Annotated in this window: 14 protein-coding genes; 7 read left to right on the top strand and 7 right to left on the bottom strand. The window is 73.3% G+C overall.

The window, feature by feature from the left end; all coding sequences use genetic code 11:
- The first annotated feature begins 133 nt into the window (after window positions 1-133).
- Window positions 134-595 (top strand): MaoC family dehydratase, encoded by a 462-nt coding sequence (locus EEJ42_RS12820; protein WP_123100073.1) that lies wholly within the window; start codon window positions 134-136, stop codon window positions 593-595.
- Here EEJ42_RS12820 and EEJ42_RS12815 read toward each other — a convergent pair.
- Complete coding sequence (locus EEJ42_RS12815; protein ID WP_123100072.1) at window positions 592-1,227, bottom strand: TetR/AcrR family transcriptional regulator; 636 nt, start codon at window positions 1,225-1,227, stop codon at window positions 592-594. The genes EEJ42_RS12820 and EEJ42_RS12815 overlap by 4 nt on opposite strands.
- Window positions 1,228-1,298: 71 nt before the next feature.
- On the opposite strand from EEJ42_RS12815, the gene EEJ42_RS12810 reads away from it, so the two are divergent.
- Complete coding sequence (locus tag EEJ42_RS12810; RefSeq protein WP_123100071.1) at window positions 1,299-1,817, top strand: DUF402 domain-containing protein; 519 nt, start codon at window positions 1,299-1,301, stop codon at window positions 1,815-1,817.
- Between the two features lie 18 nt (window positions 1,818-1,835).
- On the opposite strand, the gene EEJ42_RS12805 is transcribed toward EEJ42_RS12810, so the two are convergent.
- From EEJ42_RS12805 to EEJ42_RS12785, 5 genes are all read right to left on the bottom strand, one after another.
- Complete coding sequence (locus tag EEJ42_RS12805) at window positions 1,836-2,957, bottom strand: Zn-dependent alcohol dehydrogenase (RefSeq protein ID WP_123100070.1); 1,122 nt, start codon at window positions 2,955-2,957, stop codon at window positions 1,836-1,838.
- Window positions 2,954-4,288, bottom strand: coding sequence for an MFS transporter (locus EEJ42_RS12800; RefSeq protein WP_123100069.1), 1,335 nt, complete (start codon window positions 4,286-4,288; stop codon window positions 2,954-2,956). The genes EEJ42_RS12805 and EEJ42_RS12800 overlap by 4 nt, the downstream gene beginning before the upstream one ends.
- Window positions 4,289-4,290: 2 nt before the next feature.
- Window positions 4,291-5,733, bottom strand: a complete 1,443-nt coding sequence (locus EEJ42_RS12795) for a CitMHS family transporter (protein ID WP_123100068.1) — start codon at window positions 5,731-5,733, stop codon at window positions 4,291-4,293.
- A gap of 119 nt (window positions 5,734-5,852) precedes the next feature.
- Window positions 5,853-8,108 (bottom strand): molybdopterin oxidoreductase family protein, encoded by a 2,256-nt coding sequence (locus EEJ42_RS12790; protein WP_123100067.1) that lies wholly within the window; start codon window positions 8,106-8,108, stop codon window positions 5,853-5,855.
- Between the two features lie 98 nt (window positions 8,109-8,206).
- Window positions 8,207-8,851 (bottom strand): TetR/AcrR family transcriptional regulator, encoded by a 645-nt coding sequence (locus tag EEJ42_RS12785; protein ID WP_123100066.1) that lies wholly within the window; start codon window positions 8,849-8,851, stop codon window positions 8,207-8,209.
- Between the two features lie 65 nt (window positions 8,852-8,916).
- Between EEJ42_RS12785 and hmgA the strand changes: the two genes are divergently transcribed.
- The 3 genes from hmgA (at window position 8,917) to EEJ42_RS12770 (ending at window position 12,346) form a co-directional block, all read left to right on the top strand.
- Window positions 8,917-10,254, top strand: coding sequence for a homogentisate 1,2-dioxygenase (gene hmgA / locus EEJ42_RS12780; protein WP_123100065.1), 1,338 nt, complete (start codon window positions 8,917-8,919; stop codon window positions 10,252-10,254).
- Between the two features lie 72 nt (window positions 10,255-10,326).
- Entirely contained in the window at window positions 10,327-11,076 is a 750-nt protein-coding gene (locus EEJ42_RS12775) for a GntR family transcriptional regulator (protein ID WP_063733953.1), read from the top strand.
- A gap of 103 nt (window positions 11,077-11,179) precedes the next feature.
- Complete coding sequence (locus EEJ42_RS12770; RefSeq protein WP_184503058.1) at window positions 11,180-12,346, top strand: type ISP restriction/modification enzyme; 1,167 nt, start codon at window positions 11,180-11,182, stop codon at window positions 12,344-12,346.
- 226 nt (window positions 12,347-12,572) lie between these two features.
- On the opposite strand, the gene EEJ42_RS12765 is transcribed toward EEJ42_RS12770, so the two are convergent.
- Entirely contained in the window at window positions 12,573-12,836 is a 264-nt protein-coding gene (locus tag EEJ42_RS12765) for a hypothetical protein (protein WP_123100063.1), read from the bottom strand.
- Window positions 12,837-13,087: 251 nt separating this feature from the next.
- Between EEJ42_RS12765 and EEJ42_RS12760 the strand changes: the two genes are divergently transcribed.
- Both EEJ42_RS12760 and EEJ42_RS12755 read left to right on the top strand, forming a co-directional pair.
- A complete protein-coding gene (locus EEJ42_RS12760) occupies window positions 13,088-14,602 on the top strand; it encodes a DUF4331 domain-containing protein (RefSeq protein ID WP_123100062.1) in 1,515 nt (504 codons plus the stop codon).
- A gap of 127 nt (window positions 14,603-14,729) precedes the next feature.
- Window positions 14,730-16,094 (top strand): tetratricopeptide repeat protein, encoded by a 1,365-nt coding sequence (locus EEJ42_RS12755; protein ID WP_246096424.1) that lies wholly within the window; start codon window positions 14,730-14,732, stop codon window positions 16,092-16,094.
- Window positions 16,095-17,065: the final 971 nt, after the last annotated feature.

Below are 17,065 nucleotides of genomic sequence, written 5' to 3'. Positions count from 1 at the left end.
GCGCTCGCCGGTGCCCGGCGGGCGCGCCCCGGAAACCGGGGGTGCGCGCACGGCGCGTTGACAGGAGCCAGGTCACCCGAGCATGCTGAGCAGTCGCTTAGCCGCATCGCGAGTCGCCCGGGAGGCAGCACACATGGCAGAGCCCAGGATCTTCACCTCGCCCGAGGAACTGCGCGCCGCGGTCGGCGAGGAACTCGGCCCCAGCGACTGGCTGGAGATCGACCAGAAGCGGATCGACCTGTTCGCCGAGGCGACCGGCGACCACCAGTGGATCCACGTCGACCCCGAGAAGGCCGCCGCGGGCCCCTTCGGCACGACCATCGCGCACGGCTATCTGACGCTGTCCCTGCTGCCGCACTTCAGCCCGCAGCTGCTGCGCGTCGAGGGCGTACGGATGGGCGTCAACTACGGCTCGAACAAGGTCCGCTTCCCCTCCCCCGTCCCGGTCGGCTCCCGCCTGCGCGCCACGGGCCGCATCGCCGAGGTGACCGAGGTGAAGGACGGGATCCAGGTGACGCTCACGGTCACCGTCGAGAGCGAGGGCGGCGCCAAACCGGCCTGCGTCGCGGAAACGGTGTCCCGCTTCTACCTCTAGGAGCCCGCGACGTCCGCGCCGACCATGCGCAGCACCAGCCCGGCGTAGAGGTCACCGACCTCGTCGGGGGTGCTGCGCCCCCGCGCGTTGAACCAGCGGGCGACATCGATGCACAGCGACAGCACCGCGACCGTGGTGCCGCGCACGTCCGGCACGTCGAAGGCGCCCGTCCGCACCCCGTCCTCGATGATCGAGCGCACCGCCGCGTCCGTGGCCCGGCGCATGGCGATGACCTCGGCGTGGTGCTCCTCCCCGAGCGCGCCCAGCTCGTACTGCACCACGCGCGCGGTCATGTGGTGCTCGGCGTGCCACCGCACGAAGCCCCGCACCGCGGTGGCCAGCCGCTCGGCCGGGGTCCCTTCCCCGTCCCGCGCCCCCTCCAGGATGTCCAGCGCGAGCCGGTGGCCGACCTTGCTGATCTGGTAGAGCAGCTCTTCCTTGGTCTTGTAGTGGATGTAGAGGGCGGCCGGGCTCATCCCGGCGCGCCCGGCGATGTCCCGCGTGGTGGTGGCGTGATAGCCCCGCTCGGCGAAGGCGTGCACGGCGGCGCTCACCAGCCGCCGGGCCGCGTCCGGCGTAATGTCTCCCCACGCCTCGGCCCGGCCCCCGGCGTTCTTCCGCTCCACGTCCATGGCGGACACCCTACACGGAGGGTGAGCAAGCGCTTAGGACGCGTCTCCGGGCCGAGGGCTAGGATCCCCGCATGACGTCTTTGGTCCAGGTCAACTACCGGAAGTACGACGGCACTCTGCACTGGAACATGCGCATGCGCAGGCTGGGCGAGGACGAGCACGGGGTCTGGCTGGGGCTGCCTCCCCACTCGGTGACGCGCAAGGGGGAGGGCCCCGAGGTGCCCACCGAGTGCGCGTATGTGGTCCTCTTCCCGCGCGGCACGTGGTGGACCGCGGTGTTCAACGCGCCGCCGCGCTCGACCGAGGTGTACTGCGACATCACCACTCCGGTGGAGTGGGTCTCTCCGGAGGAGGTCACCATGGTCGACCTCGATCTGGACGTGCTCCGGAAGCGGGCCGACGGGGCGACGCTGCTGGTGGACGAGGACGAGTTCGCGGAGCACCAGGTGCGGTACGGGTATCCGGCGGACGTCATCGCGCAGGCGGAGGCGGCGGGGCGGTGGCTGATGGAGGCGGTCGGGGGCGGCGCCGAACCGTTCGGGGAGGCGTACCGGCCGTGGCTGGCCATGGTGGCGGACGGGAACGCCTAGAGCACGCCTGGAAGGCCCCTAGAAGACCACGAGAGCCCGCCCTCCGCGTCCCGCGAGCATCGCGTCGAAGGCCGCCGGGATGCCGTCCAGGCCGATGCGCTCGGTCACCAGCGCCGACGGGTCGAGCCGTCCCGCGCGGATGTGCTCGGCGAGGACGGGGAGGTCGCGGGCGGGGTCGCTGTTGCCGTAGACGCAGCCGGAGAGGGTGCGGCCGAAGTAGAACAGCTCCAGCGCCGAGAAGGTGACCTGCTGGTCCTTGCCGCCGATGCCGACGACGGTCGTCCGGCCGCCGCGGCGGGTGGCGGACCAGGCGCTGCGGATGGTGTCGGCGCGGCCGACGCATTCGACGGCGACGTCGGCGCCGTGGCCGCCGGTGAGGGCGCGGATCCGCTTGGCCGGGTCGCCGGTGCCGGTTCCGTCGCCGGTTCCATCGCCGGTTCCGTCGCCGGTGAGGACGAACTCGGTCGCGCCCGCCGCGCGGGCCAGTTCCTCCTTCTCCGGTGACACGTCCACCGCGACGATCGTCCCGGCGCCTGCGAGGCGCGCCGCCTGGAGCACGGCCAGGCCGACCCCGCCGATGCCGAAGACGGCGACGGACTCGCCGGGCCGTACCTGGGCGCTGTGGTGGACCGCGCCGTATCCGGTGAGCACCGCGCACCCCAGCAGGGCGCCGTCGGTGAGCGGCACGCCGTCCGGCAGCGGGAGCACGGCGTGCGCCGGTACGACGGTCTCCTCGGCGAACGCGGCCGTGCCCAGCCCCGGGTACAGCGCGCTGCCGTCGGCGGTGAGCGTGGCGTACGGCAGCGCCGCGGCGTCCCCGGCCTTGGCGCACAGCCAGGGCTCGCCGAGCCCGCAGTAGTGGCATCTCCCGCAGGACGGGGCCCAGTTGAGGACGACGGCGTCGCCCGGGGCGACCCCCGTCACGCCGTCGCCGACCGCCGTCACTGTGCCCGAGCCCTCGTGGCCGAGGACGGCGGGGACGGGCTGGCGGAGCGTTCCGTTGGACAGCGACAGGTCCGAGTGGCACACCCCGGCCGCGGCGAGCCGTACCCGCACCTGTCCCGGTCCGGGGTCGGGGATCTCGATGTCCTGGACGCGGAGCGGCGTGCCGAGGGCGGGGAGGACGGCGGCGCGGGTCATGGTGTGGGCTCCTCGGGGTCGGTGCGGGCCGATGTTTCCTCCCCCGGCCCGCGCCTCCCCGAAACCGAGCTCCGCTCCTCCTCGGGGGCGGGCCGGGGTGTGCGCGCGGCCGGGAGGTCCGGAGGGGGCGCCGTGTCGGCGGCGCGCCTCAGGGGCCGTACGGCTATCGCCGCCGAGCCGAGCAGCAGCACGCCGAGCATGACGAAGGGGGCGGCGGTGCCCGCGAGCCCGGCGAGCAGTCCGGCCGAGGCGGGCGCGGCGACCTGGCCGAGGCGGTTGCCGGTGAGCCGCAGCGCGAGGGCGGTGCTGCGCGCCTCGTCGGGCGCGGCCTGGACGACGGTGCTCATGGACAGCGGCTGGCCGACGCCGAGGCAGAAGCCGAGCGCGGCGAGCAGCACGCCGAGCGCCCAGGCGGGCAGCGGCAGGGCGACGGCCGCGCACAGGAGCCCGGCGCCCAGACAGCTGACGGCCATCAGCACGGTGCGGCCCATCAGCCGGATCATCGGGGTCATCACCAGGCGGCAGGCGACGGTGGCGGCGGCGCGCAGGCTGAGCAGCAGGCCGACGACGGCGGGCGAGATGGCGCGCTGTTCGCCGACGACGGGCAGATAGGCGGTGAGGATGTCGGTGGCGGAGAGCACGGCGAGGCTGATGAAGATGCCGGAGGCGACCCCGCGGGTGCGCAGGATGCCGAACACCGGCACCCGCCGGGCGGAAGCCGCGTCGGCGGGCTTCTCCACGCGCCCCTCGGCCGGGCGGTGCTCGATCCGCCACAGCGAGGTGACCGAACAGGCCGCGACGGCGGCGGCGACGAAGAGCGCGAGGGCGCTGGTGCGGGCCAGCGCGCCGTCGTGGCCGGAGACGAGCTGCCCGGCGGCGATCGGCCCGATGAGCTGGCCGAGCGAGGCGCCGACGGTGAAGTGGCCGAAGTTGCGGTCCTGGTCGGCGGGGGCGCTCTGCCGGGCGACGAGGGACTGCGCACCGATGACGAAGGAGAGATGCCCCAGCCCCATCACCCCGCTCCACGCGGCCATTTCGGGCAGCGAGCCCGCCGTACCGCTGAGCCCGCACCCGGCGGCGATGAGCACGACGCCGACCGGCAGCAGCGGGGCGCACCGGCCGTGGTCGGTGCGCCGCCCGAGCGGCACGGCGGCGAACAGCGGCAGCAGCGCGTAGATGCCCGCGATCACACCGACCGCGCGGGCGTCGGCGCCCAGCGCGAGAGCCCGGTAGGAGACGGCCGGTCTCGCCATGCTCACCGCCCCCTGTGCGAAGGAGAAGGCGATGACCAGGCGCAGCAGCCAGCCCCTACCGGGCTCCGAAGTCGTCACGGTCAGATGATGCCGAACGCGAGTCCGGCTGCCAGCACCACCAGGGAGGTGAGCACCGCCCACTTGACCGTGAACCGGGTGTGGTCGCCGAATTCGACCTTGGCCATGCCGACGAGCACATAGACGGCGGGGACGAGCGGGCTCGACATGTGCAGGGCCTGTCCGACGAGCGAGGCGCGAGCGATCTCCAGTGCGGAGACGCCGTGGGTGTGGCCCGCCTCGGCGAGGATCGGCACGATGCCGAAGTAGAACCCGTCGTTGGACATGAAGTAGGTGAACGGGATCGACAGCAGACCGGTGATCAGGCCCATCTGCGGGCCCATGGCGTCGGGGACGCCGTCGACGACCCAGCGGGCCATGTTCTCGACCATGCCGGTGCCGGTCAGGACACCGGTGAAGACGGCGGCGGCGAAGACCATGCCGGAGACGTTGACGACGTTCTCGGCGTGGGCGGCGACCCGGGCCTTCTGGTCGGCCATGCGCGGGAAGTTGACCGTGAGCGCGATGGCGGCGGCCAGCAGGAAGAGGACGGGGATGTCCAGCGTCTCGGTGATCATCAGGGCCAGCAGGGCGACGGTGAGCGCCGCGTTGAACCAGTAGAGCTTGGGACGCAGGGTGGCGCGGTTCGGGTCGAGGCCCTTGAACTCGTCGTCGTCCTCGGCCGGGCCGCTCGCCGCCGGGCCGCCCGCGGGGGCCTCGGCGTCCGTACCGCCGCCGGCGCCGCCGGTGGGCTTGCCCGGCTTGCCCAGGCTGATGCCCTGGCCGCCGCCGCTGCCGGCCCCCACGAGCACCGTCTCCGGGTCGCCCTCGGTGACCTCGTCGAGGGTCAGCACGCCGAGGCGCTTGCGCTCGCGCAGTCCGAGGCCGTACGAGAGGGCGAAGACGAAGAGCAGACCGACCGCGAGGGCGGGGATCATCGGGACGAAGATGTCGCTCGCGTCGACCTTGAGCGCGGCGGCGGCGCGGGCGGTGGGACCGCCCCAGGGGAGCGTGTTCATGACACCGTTGGCCATGGCGGCGACACCGGTCATCACGACCAGGCTCATCTTCAGCTTCCGGTAGAGCGGCACCATGGCCGACACCGTGATCATGAAGGTGGTGGAACCGTCACCGTCGAGCGAGACGATCGCCGCGAGCACCGCGGTGCCGACCACGACCCGCATCGGGTCCGCCTTGCAGAACCGCAGGATGACGCGGACGACCGGGTCGAAGAGACCGACGTCGATCATCACCCCGAAGTAGATGATCGCGAAGAACAGCATCGCGGCGGTGGGTGCCAGCTCCCCGATGCCATCGATGACGTAATCACCGAGGTGCGCCCCCTTCCCGACAAGGACGCAGAACAGCGCCGGGATGAGCACCAGTGCCCCCATCGGGGACATCTTCTTCATCATGATCAGAACCAGGAATGTTGCGATCATGACGAAACCGAGGATTGTCAGCATGTGGCTACCTCACGTTCGCCTTTGAACTCCCCCAGATTTGGCGGTCGGGGCGACGTTAGGTGGCGCAACTTGGCGTTAACAAGGTCTTGACGTGTGAGCAATAAGCGCAAAACCCCAGGTCAATCCCCTTGGGTGACCGACGCGGTGGTGAGCGGAAGGGCGGTCACCCGCACCGGGCACCCGTTGAGCACCGCCGTTCCCGAGAGCGGGTCCAGCCGGGAGCCGTCGATGAGCTGATTGACGTTGACCCCCGGATCGGCCCCCGCGACCGCGAGCCGGGTGCCGGGACGGGCATGGCCCCAGCCGTGCGGCAGGCTCACCACCCCGGTGCGCACCGCGTCCGTCACCTCCACCGGCACCTCCAGCTCGCCCCCGTCGCCGGTGACCCGGGCGAGCCCGCCGTCGGCCAGCCCGAGCCGCGCCGCGTCGTCCGGGTGCACCTGGAGCGTGCAGCGGTTGCTGCCGCCCATCAGCGCCGGGACGTTGTGCATCCAGCTGTTGTTGGAGCGCAGATGGCGGCGGCCGACCAGGAGCAGCTGATCGGGCCGCGCGGCCAGCGCCCCGCGCAGCCGCGCCACATCGGCGGCGATCGGCTCCGGGCACAGCTCCACCGTGCCGCTGCGGGTCTTCAGCAGCCCGGGGATGCGGGGGCTCAGCGGTCCGAGGTCGATGCCGTGCGGATGGGCGAGCACCTTCTCCAGGGTGAGGCCGTCGGGGTCGGCACCGAAGCCCTCGCCGTACGGGCCGAGGCGCAGCATCATGTCCAGCCGCCGTTCGGCGCCGGTGAGCCCGGTCAGCCCGGCGGTGAGTTCGGTGGCGTCGCGCCCGTACACCGGGGCGGTGGGGTCGGCGACGGCCTTGCCGAGCGTCGCGCCGATCACCATGTCGTCCACGGTCGCCGGGTCGGCGCCGTGCTGCCCGCTCAGGCACAGCACCAGCCGGGCCAGGATCTTGGTCTCGCACATCCGGTCCGGGTCGAGCGGGACCGCGGGGCGGGTGTAGCGGACCTGGTTGCGGACGGCGAAGCCGTTGAAGGCGTAGTCGAAGTGCGGGCTCTGGCTGGGCGGGGGCGGCGGCAGCACGACATGGGCGTGGCGTGAGGTCTCGTTGAGGTACGGGTCGACGCTGACCATGAAGTCGAGCCCGGCCAGGGCCCGGTCGAGCCGGTCGCCGTCCGGCGCGGACAGCACGGGGTTCCCCGCGACCGCCAGCAGCGCCCGTATCCGCCCCTCGCCCGGCGTCTCGATCTCCTCGGCGAGCGCGACGGCGGGCAGCTCGCCCTTCGCCTCGGGGTGGCCGCTGACCCTGCTGTGCCAGCGGCCGAGCGCGAACCCCTTCCCGGGCGCCGCCGGGCGCTTCCACCCGCCGGTCGCGGAGAGCGGGAACATCATGCCGCCGGGCCGGTCGAGGTTCCCGGTGAGCGCGCCCAGGACGTCGACCAGCCAGTTGGTGAGCGTGCCGAACTCGACCGTGCTGGAGCCGACGCGCCCGTACGCCACGGCCCGGGGCGCGGCGGCGAATTCACGGGCGAGGACGCGGATCTCCTCCGCGGGTACGTCACAGGCCTCGGCCACGGCCTCCGGGGTGAAGCCCGCGGCCAGCCCCTTCACCTCCTCGATGCCGCTGAGGTGCGCGCCGAGCGCCCCGGGGGCCACCAGCCCCTCGTCGAACAGCACCGACACCATCGCGAACAGCAGCAGCGCGTCCGTGCCGGGCCGGATCGCCACATGACGGTCGGCCAGCTTGGCGGTGCGGGTACGCCGCGGATCGATCACCACCAGCTTGCCGCCGCGCCGCCGCAGGGCGCGCAGGCGGCCGGGGAAGTCGGGTGCGGTGCAGAGGCTGCCGTTGGAGTCCAGCGGGTTGGCGCCGAGCATGAGGAGGTGGTCCGTACGGTCCAGATCGGGCACCGGGATGGCGAAGGCGTCCCCGTACATCAGCCCGCTGGAGACGTGCTTGGGCATCTGGTCGAGGGTGCTCGCGGTGAAGACGTTGCGGGTGCGCAGGGCGCCGAGCAGCACCGGCACGAAGAGCGCCCCGGCCACGGTGTGGACCGTGGGGTTGCCGAGGACGACACCGGTGGACTGCGGTCCGTAGGCCCGGAGGACCTCCCCGAACCCCTCCGCGACGGCGGCGAACGCCTCCTCCCACGATGCCTCCCGGAGCTGCCCGTCCCGTCGCACCAGGGGCCCCCGCAGCCGGTCGGGGTCGCCGTCCAGCTCCCCGAACGAGGCCCCCTTGGGGCAGATGAACCCCCGGCTGAAGACGTCCTCGGCGTCCCCGCGCGCCCGGGTGACCGTGCCGTCCTCGATGGTCAGGGTGAGCCCACAGGTGGCCTCGCAGAGCGGGCAGATACGCAGTGCGGTACGGCTCATCGGTCCCTCCCGGGGACAGTACGGCTGCGACGGCGCCTCACCATACCGGCCGGTATGCCGCCGCGGTACCGCTCGCGCGGGCCCTTCATCGGACGCCGCTAATCCAGCACGCGCGCCAGATACGCCCGCAGCAGCTCCTTCGTCTCGGCCACGACCGCCGGGTCCCCCTCCGGGTCCACCCGGAAGGCGAGCCGCAGCAGCGCGTCCGCCGCCTCGACCGCGAGCAGGAACGCGACCCGCAGGCGCTCGTCGGCCTCGGCGGTGCCGTCGATGCCCAGCGGTTCGGCGAGGAGGGCGCGGAGGCGGTCGGCCACCAGGTGGTTGGGCTGGTCGGGCAGGCCGGTCGCCGGGACCGGCATGCCGAACTCGACGAGCGCGAAGCCGGGCGCGCCGCGCTTCATCTCCAGGTATTCGTCCACGACGATGTCCATCGCGGCACGCCAGTCGCTTCCGTCCGCCCCGGCCCCGGCCAGCCGCCGGGTGATGCGCGCGGCGTACTCGTCGAGGTTGCGGTGGGCCAGGGCCTCGGCCATCGCCCGTTTGTTGGAGAAGAAGCGGTAGACGGAGCCGATGGGCACCTGGGCGCGCTCGGCTACCGCACGGGTGCTCAGCTGCTCATAGCTCATCTCGTCGAGCAGCTCGGCGCAGGCGTCGAGGATCCGGCCGAGGCGCTCGGCGCTGCGGCGCTGGACCGGTGGGCGGCGGAGAGGCGGTATGGGCACGCCACCATCCTGCCCGATCATTGACGTAAGCCCTCTTCGATTCCTATCGTCGGACAGAGGATTCGTCGGAGCGTCGGGAGCACGCCATGGGCGAGGGCACGGGGATCGAGCGAGCGCGCAAGACGGCCGAAGGACTGGCCTACGCCTCCGGGTTCGGCAACGAGCACAGCAGCGAGGCGGTCCCCGGCGCACTGCCCGTCGGCCGCAACTCGCCCCAGCGCGCCCCGCTCGGGCTGTACGCGGAGCAGCTGAGCGGCACCGCCTTCACCGAGCCGCGCGCCCACAACCGCCGCTCCTGGCTGTACCGCATCCGCCCCTCGGCCGCGCACCCGCCGTTCGTCCGCATCGACAACGGCACCCTGAGCGGCGCCCCCTTCACCGACTCCGCCCCGGACCCCAACCGGCTGCGCTGGGACCCGCTGCCGGAGCCCGCCGGGCCCACCGACTGGCTGTCCGGCCTGTGGACGCTCGGCGGCAACGGGGACGCCACCCAGCGCACCGGCATGGCCATCCACCTCTACGTCGCCGACGCGCCCATGACCGACCGCGTCTTCAGCGACGCGGACGGCGAGCTGCTGATCGTCCCCGAGCACGGCGGACTGCTGCTCCACACCGAGCTGGGGCTGCTGCGCGCCGAGCCGGGCCATGTCGCGCTCGTCCCGCGCGGGGTGCGCTTCCGGGTCGAGCCGCTCGACGCCTCCGTCCGCGGCTACGTCTGCGAGAACTACGGCCGCCCCTTCGTCCTCCCCGACCTCGGCCCCATCGGCGCCAACGGGCTGGCCAACGCGCGCGACTTCCTGGCCCCCGTCGCGGCGTACGAGGACGTGGAGCGCCCGGTGGAGGTGGTCAACAAGTACTGCGGCAACCTCTGGGCCGCGACGTACGACCACTCCCCCCTCGACGTCGTCGCCTGGCACGGCAACCACGTGCCGTACGTATACGATCTGCGCCGTTTCAACGTCATGGGCACCATCAGCTATGACCACCCCGACCCGTCCATCTTCACGGTGCTCACCTCGCCGTCCGACACCCCCGGGCTCGCGGGCGTCGACTTCGTGGTCTTCGCTCCGCGCTGGCTGGTCGGCGAGGACACCTTCCGGCCGCCCTACTTCCACCGCAATGTGATGAGCGAGTACATGGGCCTGATCGAGGGCGCCTACGACGCCAAGACGGCCGGTCCGGGCGGCTTCGTCCCCGGCGGCGGCTCGCTGCACAACATGATGTCGGCGCACGGCCCCGACCACGACACCTTCGAGGCGGCGAGCGCGGCCGAGCTGACGCCCCGGAAGCTGGACGACGGGCTGGCGTTCATGTTCGAGACCCGCTGGCCGGTCACGGCCACCCGGCAGGCGATGGAGTCCGACCGGCTCCAGACGGGCTATGACACGGTGTGGCAGGGTCTGGAGCGCCACTTCCGCGCCTGACGGGTCCGACTGCCCGTGGACAGTGCCCGTGGACGGCCGTCGCCTGAGTTTCCGTGACCGGAGAGCCGCGTTGTGACCACCTTCGCCCCCGACTCCCTCGCCCTCAACCGCAAGCTCCCGCTCTGGTACCAGGTCTCGCAGTCGCTGCGCGCCTCCATACTCGGCCGCGGGCCCGACGAGCCGCTGCGGCTGCCGACCGAGGACCGGCTCGCCGAGCACTACGGCGTCAGCGTCCTCACCATGCGGCAGGCGCTGAAGGAGCTGGAGTCGGAGGGCCTGATCAGCCGCCACCGGCGGCGCGGCACCTTCATCGAGCCGAGCGCGCGGCGCGGCACGCCGGTGCGGCTGCTGGGCTCGGTGGACGCGATCGTGGCCCAGCAGTCCGGCGAGCGGACCACGGTGCTGGAGCACGGCCCGGCGCCGGTCCCGGCGGAGCTCGCCGGGTACTTCCCCGGCCTGGAGGAGGCCGCCTCCTACCGCCGGCTGCGCCGGGACGAGCACGGCGACGAGCCCACCAACTGGGCCGAGAACCTGGTCCGCCCCGAACTCGCCGCCCGCATCGACCTCGCGGACCTGGCGCGCTGGCCGATGACGAAGGTGCTGCGGGACGCGGTGGGGGTGCGGATCAGCCGCATCACCGACACCGTGGAAGCGCGCCTGGCCGACCCGGAGACCGCCCGCCTCCTCCAGATCCCGCTGCTCAGCCCGATCCTCCACTACACGGGGGTGACGTACGACGAGGCGGGCCGCGTGGTCGACGTGGCCCGCATCCACTACCGCGGCGATCGCTTCTCGTTCTCGGTGACGGTGGACGCCGACTGACCACCGTGGTCACGGTTACGATGCCCGGGCTGACCGACGTACGTGCCGGGTGAAAGGCGGCAGGGTGACGGCAACCCGAGACGCAGCGCTGCTGGCGGATCTCATGCCCTGGTCCGTGCGGCCGCCACGGTTCGGGCGGGGCTGGGTCGCGGGGCCGGACGCGGGGGCGCTGCGGGCGCGCTGGGCGCGTCTGGTGGGCGCCGGGGACGAGGCCGAGCGGGCGGCGCTGTTCCGGCCGAGCCGCGCCCGTACGCTGCACACCTCCGTACCGCAGCTGCCCGGCCAGGCCACCTCGACCGCCCGGCTGGCCCGCGAGGACGGGCCGTGTCCGGAGCCGGTGCGGGTCGCGCACGGGCCGTTCGACCAGCAGTGGCTGATACCGGATCACCGCGTGCTCGACGCCGCCCGGCCCGAGCTGTGGCGGGTCGCGGACGACCGGCAGATCCATGTGGTGGAGGCGGGCGGGCCCGACCCCGACCCGGTGCTCACCTTCTCGGCACTGCTGCCGGACGGCCACTCCCCCGCCGGGCGTCCCGGGCTGATCCGCCCCCTCTACCGCCGCCCGGGCGGGCACGAGCCCAATCTCGCGCCGGGGCTGCTCGCCCACCTCGGTGAGCGGCTCGGCCGTCCGGTCGCCGCCGAGGACTTCCTCGCCTGGGCGGCCGCCGCGCACCGGGGCGCGCCGTGCGCCGTACCGCTGACCGCCGACCCCGAGACCTGGGAGACGGGCGTGGAGCTGGGCCGCCGTGCCCTGTGGCTGCACACGCGCGGGGCGCACAGTGGTGAGCGCCCGCGCATGCCGGGTGGCCAGCGCCCGTACGTGCGCGCAGCGCTGCCCGAGCGCGGGCTGCCGGACACGATCGGTTACGACCCGGACGAGGCGGCGCTGCTGCTGGGCGAGGGGCGTATCTCCCCCGTACCGCGGGCCGCGTGGGAGGCCCACGCGGGCGGGGTGCGGGTGCTGGAGGCGTGGTTCGAGCGGCGTACGGCGCCTGCCGAGCCGGGCACGCTGGAGGCGGTCGGCGCACCGGCCGGATGGCCGCGGGCCTGGACGTCGGAGCTGCTGGAGCTGATCACCGTGCTGGCGCTGCTGGCCGAGCTGCGCCCGGCCAGGCAGGCGCTGGCCGACCGGGTGGCCGAAGGGCCGGTGGTGGGCCCGGAGGAGCTGCGCGCCGCCGGGGTGCTGCCCGTGGCCGCCGGGGCCCGCCGCCCGGCGTCGGTCCTGGACCACCAGGAGGAGGGGCCGGAGGGCCAGTTCGCGCTGCTGTGACCGACCCGCCGACCCACTGCTACAAGGCGGGGCGGGGCGGCACGCATCCCGGGAGGCCGGTGGTGTGCCGTGCCTCACAGCGTGAACTCAACGGCGTGAACTCAACGGCGTGAACTCACAGCACGGAGCACCGGCTGGAGCGGGCCGGTGCCTCCTGCCTACCCGGGATGCGGATGCGGTCGCGCGCGGGTGTGCCGCGCAGGGCGGGGCGGTCGGTCGCGGTGGGTCAGGCGTGGCTGCCGAACAGCGAGCGCCGCAGTCGGCGCAGCGGCGCGAACAGCGACACCCGGGCACCCCGGTTGTTCTTCGCGCGCGCGTGATCGCGTGCGATCAGCTCCTGCATCAGCACCGTCGCGCCCTCGGCCTCCCGCTCCGGGACGGCCGGGCCGCCCAGCACCGCGAGATGGCGGTCGAGCCGCGCGCTGGACGCTCCGCTCCCGCAATGAATGGCAGGCACTCGGGGCCTGCTGCGTACTGTTATCTGCTCCATGTCACTCCCCACCCGTTCGAGGGCACCCGCCCCGGGCAGAGTAACCCTACCTCCCCGAGCCGTCACCTGCGCATCCCAGGTTCCTGATTCACCACCACGTCAAGGGTGTTGACGCCCATACAGTGAAGATCGGCCCCGGTGAGAGCCCCTTTGCCATTCGTGACAAATTACGGAACGCGCCAAGCCATTCGGCCCTCCGCCCCGAATAGCCGCATGAAGGAACATCCGGCAAGGTGCGAAGGACCGACACGATGACCGCAATCACCAGGAGCTTGGCCGGGCTCGTCTGCTGCTCGCTGGCCGCGGGCGCGCTCACGGCCGCCGGCGTCGCGGCGCTACAGCCGCAGACCGCGGCAGCCTCCAGCCACCGGGAGGCGCCGCTGATCTCGGGGCAGCCGCAGTACGACGCGACGGACGTGTACGCGTTCCAGAGCCCGGACAAGTCGGACACGACCACCCTGGTCACGAACTTCCTGCCGTTCCAGGACCCGGCCGGCGGCCCGAACTTCTACAAGTTCGGCACGGACGCCCGGTACGACCTGCACGTCGACAACGACGGCGACGGCCAGGGCGATCTGCTCTTCCGCTGGACGTTCGAGGACCACGTGAAGAACGGGGACACGTTCCTCTACAACACCGGCCCGGTCGAATCGCTCGACGACCCGGACCTCAACTTCACCCAGAGCTACGACCTCGAGGTCATCAAGCTCAAGAACCAGCGGGCCGTCGCCCGGGCCAAGCTCGCCGACGACCTGCCGGTCGCCCCGTCGAACGTCGGCAAGGCGTCCATGCCCGACTACAAGAAGCTCCGCGACCAAGCGGTCCAGAAGATCGGCTACAGCGGCGGCTCGACCAGCTTCGCCGGTCAGGCCGACGACCCGTTCTTCGCCGACCTGCGGGTCTTCGACCTGCTCTACGGCGGCGACATGTCCGAGGTCGGCAACGACACCCTCAAGGGGTACAACGTCCAGTCCCTGGCCCTCCAGGTGCCGACCAAGGCGCTCACCGAGTCCGACGACCAGCCGGTGATCGGCGTCTGGTCCACCGTCCACCGCAGGAGCGCGGAAGGCGACTGGGCCCAGGTCTCCCGGCTCGGCAACCCGCTGGTCAACGAGGTGGTCCTGCCGCGCAAGGACAAGGACAAGTTCAACGCCTCGGCCCCGTGGGACGACGGCCAGTTCCTGAAGTCCGTCACGGAGCCCGAACTGCCCAAGCTGATCGAGCAGATCTACAAGATCGAGGCCCCGGACACCCCGCGTGACGACCTCGTGCAGGTCTTCCTGACCGGCGTGCCCAAGCTCAACCAGCCGCCGCACGTCCGCCCCTCCGAGATGCTGCGCCTCAACACCTCCATCAAGCCCGCCAAGGACCCCAAGCGGCTCGGTGTACTCGACGGTGACAACGCCGGGTTCCCCAACGGACGGCGTCCGCTCGACGACGTGCTCGACATCTCGCTCCAAGCCGTGGAGGGCGAACTCCTCGGCAAGAAGAACGACCTGGGCGACGCGGTCGACAAGAACGACCAGGAGTTCTACGGCGCCTTCCCGTTCCTGGCGCTGCCCAGCTCCGGTTCGGACGCCAAGGCCGTCTCCAAGAGCGCCGGTTCGTCCCTGCTGGAAGGCGGCTCGGGCATCGGCGGCTCCTCCGAGGACACCATGGTGCTCGCCGGATCCGCGGCGAGCGGCGGCGGCGCCGTCCTGCTGGTGGGCCTCGGCCTCATGTGGTGGCGCAAGTCGCGCCGTCCCGCCCGCGCACGCAGGCACTGACCCGCGCCAGTCTCCTCTCGCGCCACCCCGCGGGCGCGGTCCCGCCCCTCGCACACTCCCCGTCGTGCGGGACCGCGCCCCCTCTCTCCCCTGTTATGCCTGTTACGGCGAAAGGCAGCTGTCACCCATGGCTCTCCGGCCACCCCTCCCCCGCACGGTCCGCACGGCGGCCGTCGTCTGCACCCTCGCGGTGGGTCTGACCGCCGCCTCGTCCGTACTCAGTGGAACCCCCGCCGACCAGCCCGCCGGACCGGTGTCGCTGCGCGCCGCCGGGGCTCCGGCGTCGCTCCAGCAGGTCTCGGCCGACGGCCTCGCCGGACGGATCAGCGCCCTCCAGAAGCATCTGCGCGCCCAGCCGAAGGACGCCTCCGGCTGGTCCGGGCTCGGCGCCGCCTACATCGAACAGGCCCGCACCACCGGCGACCCCACCCGCTATCCGCAGGCGGAGAAGACCTTCGCCCGCTCGCTCGCCGTCCAGCCGCGCGACAACGACGAGGCGCTCGCCGGGCGCGCCTCCCTCGCCGCCGCCCGGCACGACTTCCCGAGCGCGCTGCGGGACGCCGACAAGGCCCTGAAGATCAACTCCTACAGCCAGTCGGCGATGGCCGTCCGGATCGACGCCCTGGTGGAGCTGGGCCGTTACAAGGACGCGTCCGCCGCCGCCGAGCACGCCGACTCGGTGCGGCCCGGCATCCCCATCTTCACCCGGCTCGCCTACGTCAAGGAGCTGCGCGGCGATCCGAAGGGCGCGCGCGAGGTCCTGGACCGCGCGCGGGAGTCCGCGACCTCGCCCAGCGACATCGCCTACGTCTCCACCTCGCTCGGCCAACTCGCCTTCGGCCAGGGCCGGTACGACGCGGCGCGGAGCGCCTTCCGCACCGCCCTGCGCGCCGCGCCCGGCTATCTCCCGGCCCTGGAGTACCGCGGCCGCACCGCAGCCGCCGAGGGCCGCTTCGGGGCCGCCGTACGCGACCTCGAAGAGGTCGTACGGAGCTCCCCGCTGCCCGCGCAGCTGGCGGCGCTGGGCGAGGCGTACGAGGCGCGTGGCGACGGCAAGAAGGACGCCGAGAAGGCGAAGCAGCAGTACGCGGTGGTCGACACCTGGATCACCCTGGCCCGCGCGAACGGAGTGGCGACCGACCTCGACAGCGCCCTCGTCGCGGCCGACCACGGCGACGTCGAGGAGGCCCTGAAGGCGGCCCGCGCCGAATGGGACCGACGGCAGACCGTGCACACCGCCGACGCCCTGGCCTGGGCCCTGCACCGCAACGGCAAGGACCGCGAGGCCCTCACCGCCGCCAAGCGCGCCGCCGAACCGGGCTACCGCAACGCGGCCTTCCTCTACCACCGGGGCATGATCGAGAAGTCCCTCGGCGACGACGAGTCCGCCCGCGACCACCTCGCCGCGGCCCTCGACCTCAACCCGGGCTTCTCCCCGACGGGCGCGCGCGACGCGAAGGCGGCCCTGAAGCAGCTGGGCGGTGCGCGATGACCTCTCCCCACNCCGGGCTTCTCCCCGACGGGCGCGCGCGACGCGAAGGCGGCCCTGAAGCAGCTGGGCGGTGCGCGATGACCTCTCCCCACCCCGCCCCTCCCCGCCCCGGGGGCAAGCCCCCGACCCCCCACGGGGGCTCCGCCCCCACACCCCCGCCGGGACTCCGCCCCCGGCCCCCGGCCCGGGACCAGACGATGCCTGAGGCAGCACACCCCGCCCCGACGAAAGCTGAGCCGGCGCACGCCGCTCCGAGAACGGAGCCCGGCGCAAAGCCCCGCACCCACGGCCCGGGGCAGCCCGCAGGGCTCGAGACAGAGCGCCCCACCCCCGGAACGGGGCCCACGGCGGCATCGGGGCCGGAGCACCCGGCAGGACCCACGGAGAAGCACCCCGCAGGGGCAGCGCCGAAGCACCCCGCAGAGAGCGGGACAGAGCAACCGGCGAGCCGGGCGAAGGCCACCGCCGAACCCGGGGCGAACCCCACGACCAGGCCCGAGACGGAAGGCCCGGGGCAGCCCACAGCCGAGGCAGCGGCAGGGCCCGGGGCGGAGCCCACGACAGAGTCCCGGTCGAAGCCCACGACCGGGCCCAAGGCGGAGCACCCGACGCAGTCCTGGGCGAAGCCCACAGCCAAGCCCACGGCGGAGTCCGGGGCGCAGCCCCGAGCCGAGTCCGGGGCGCAGCACCCGGCGGGGTCCGGGGCGGAACGCCCGGCGCAGCCCATGGCCGGGCCGGAGGCGAACCCCCGGGCGGAGACCGGGGCCCAGCACCCGGCGGAGTCCGGGGCGCAGCCCACGGCCGGGGTCGGGGCGAAGCGCACGGCTCGGGGCTGGGCGAAGTCCACGACCGGGTCCGGGGCGGAACGCCCGGCTGGGGTCAGGGCGGAACGCCCGGCGCAGCCCATAGCCGAGGCCGCGGCGGGGGCCGGGGCGGAGCCCCGGGTTCGAGGAGCGGCGGGGGCCGGGGCA

This window comes from Streptomyces botrytidirepellens (genome assembly GCF_003721215.1).
GTDB classification, from domain to species: Bacteria; Actinomycetota; Actinomycetes; order Streptomycetales; family Streptomycetaceae; genus Streptomyces; species Streptomyces himastatinicus.
This window is presented reverse-complemented; position numbering and strand designations above follow the sequence as displayed.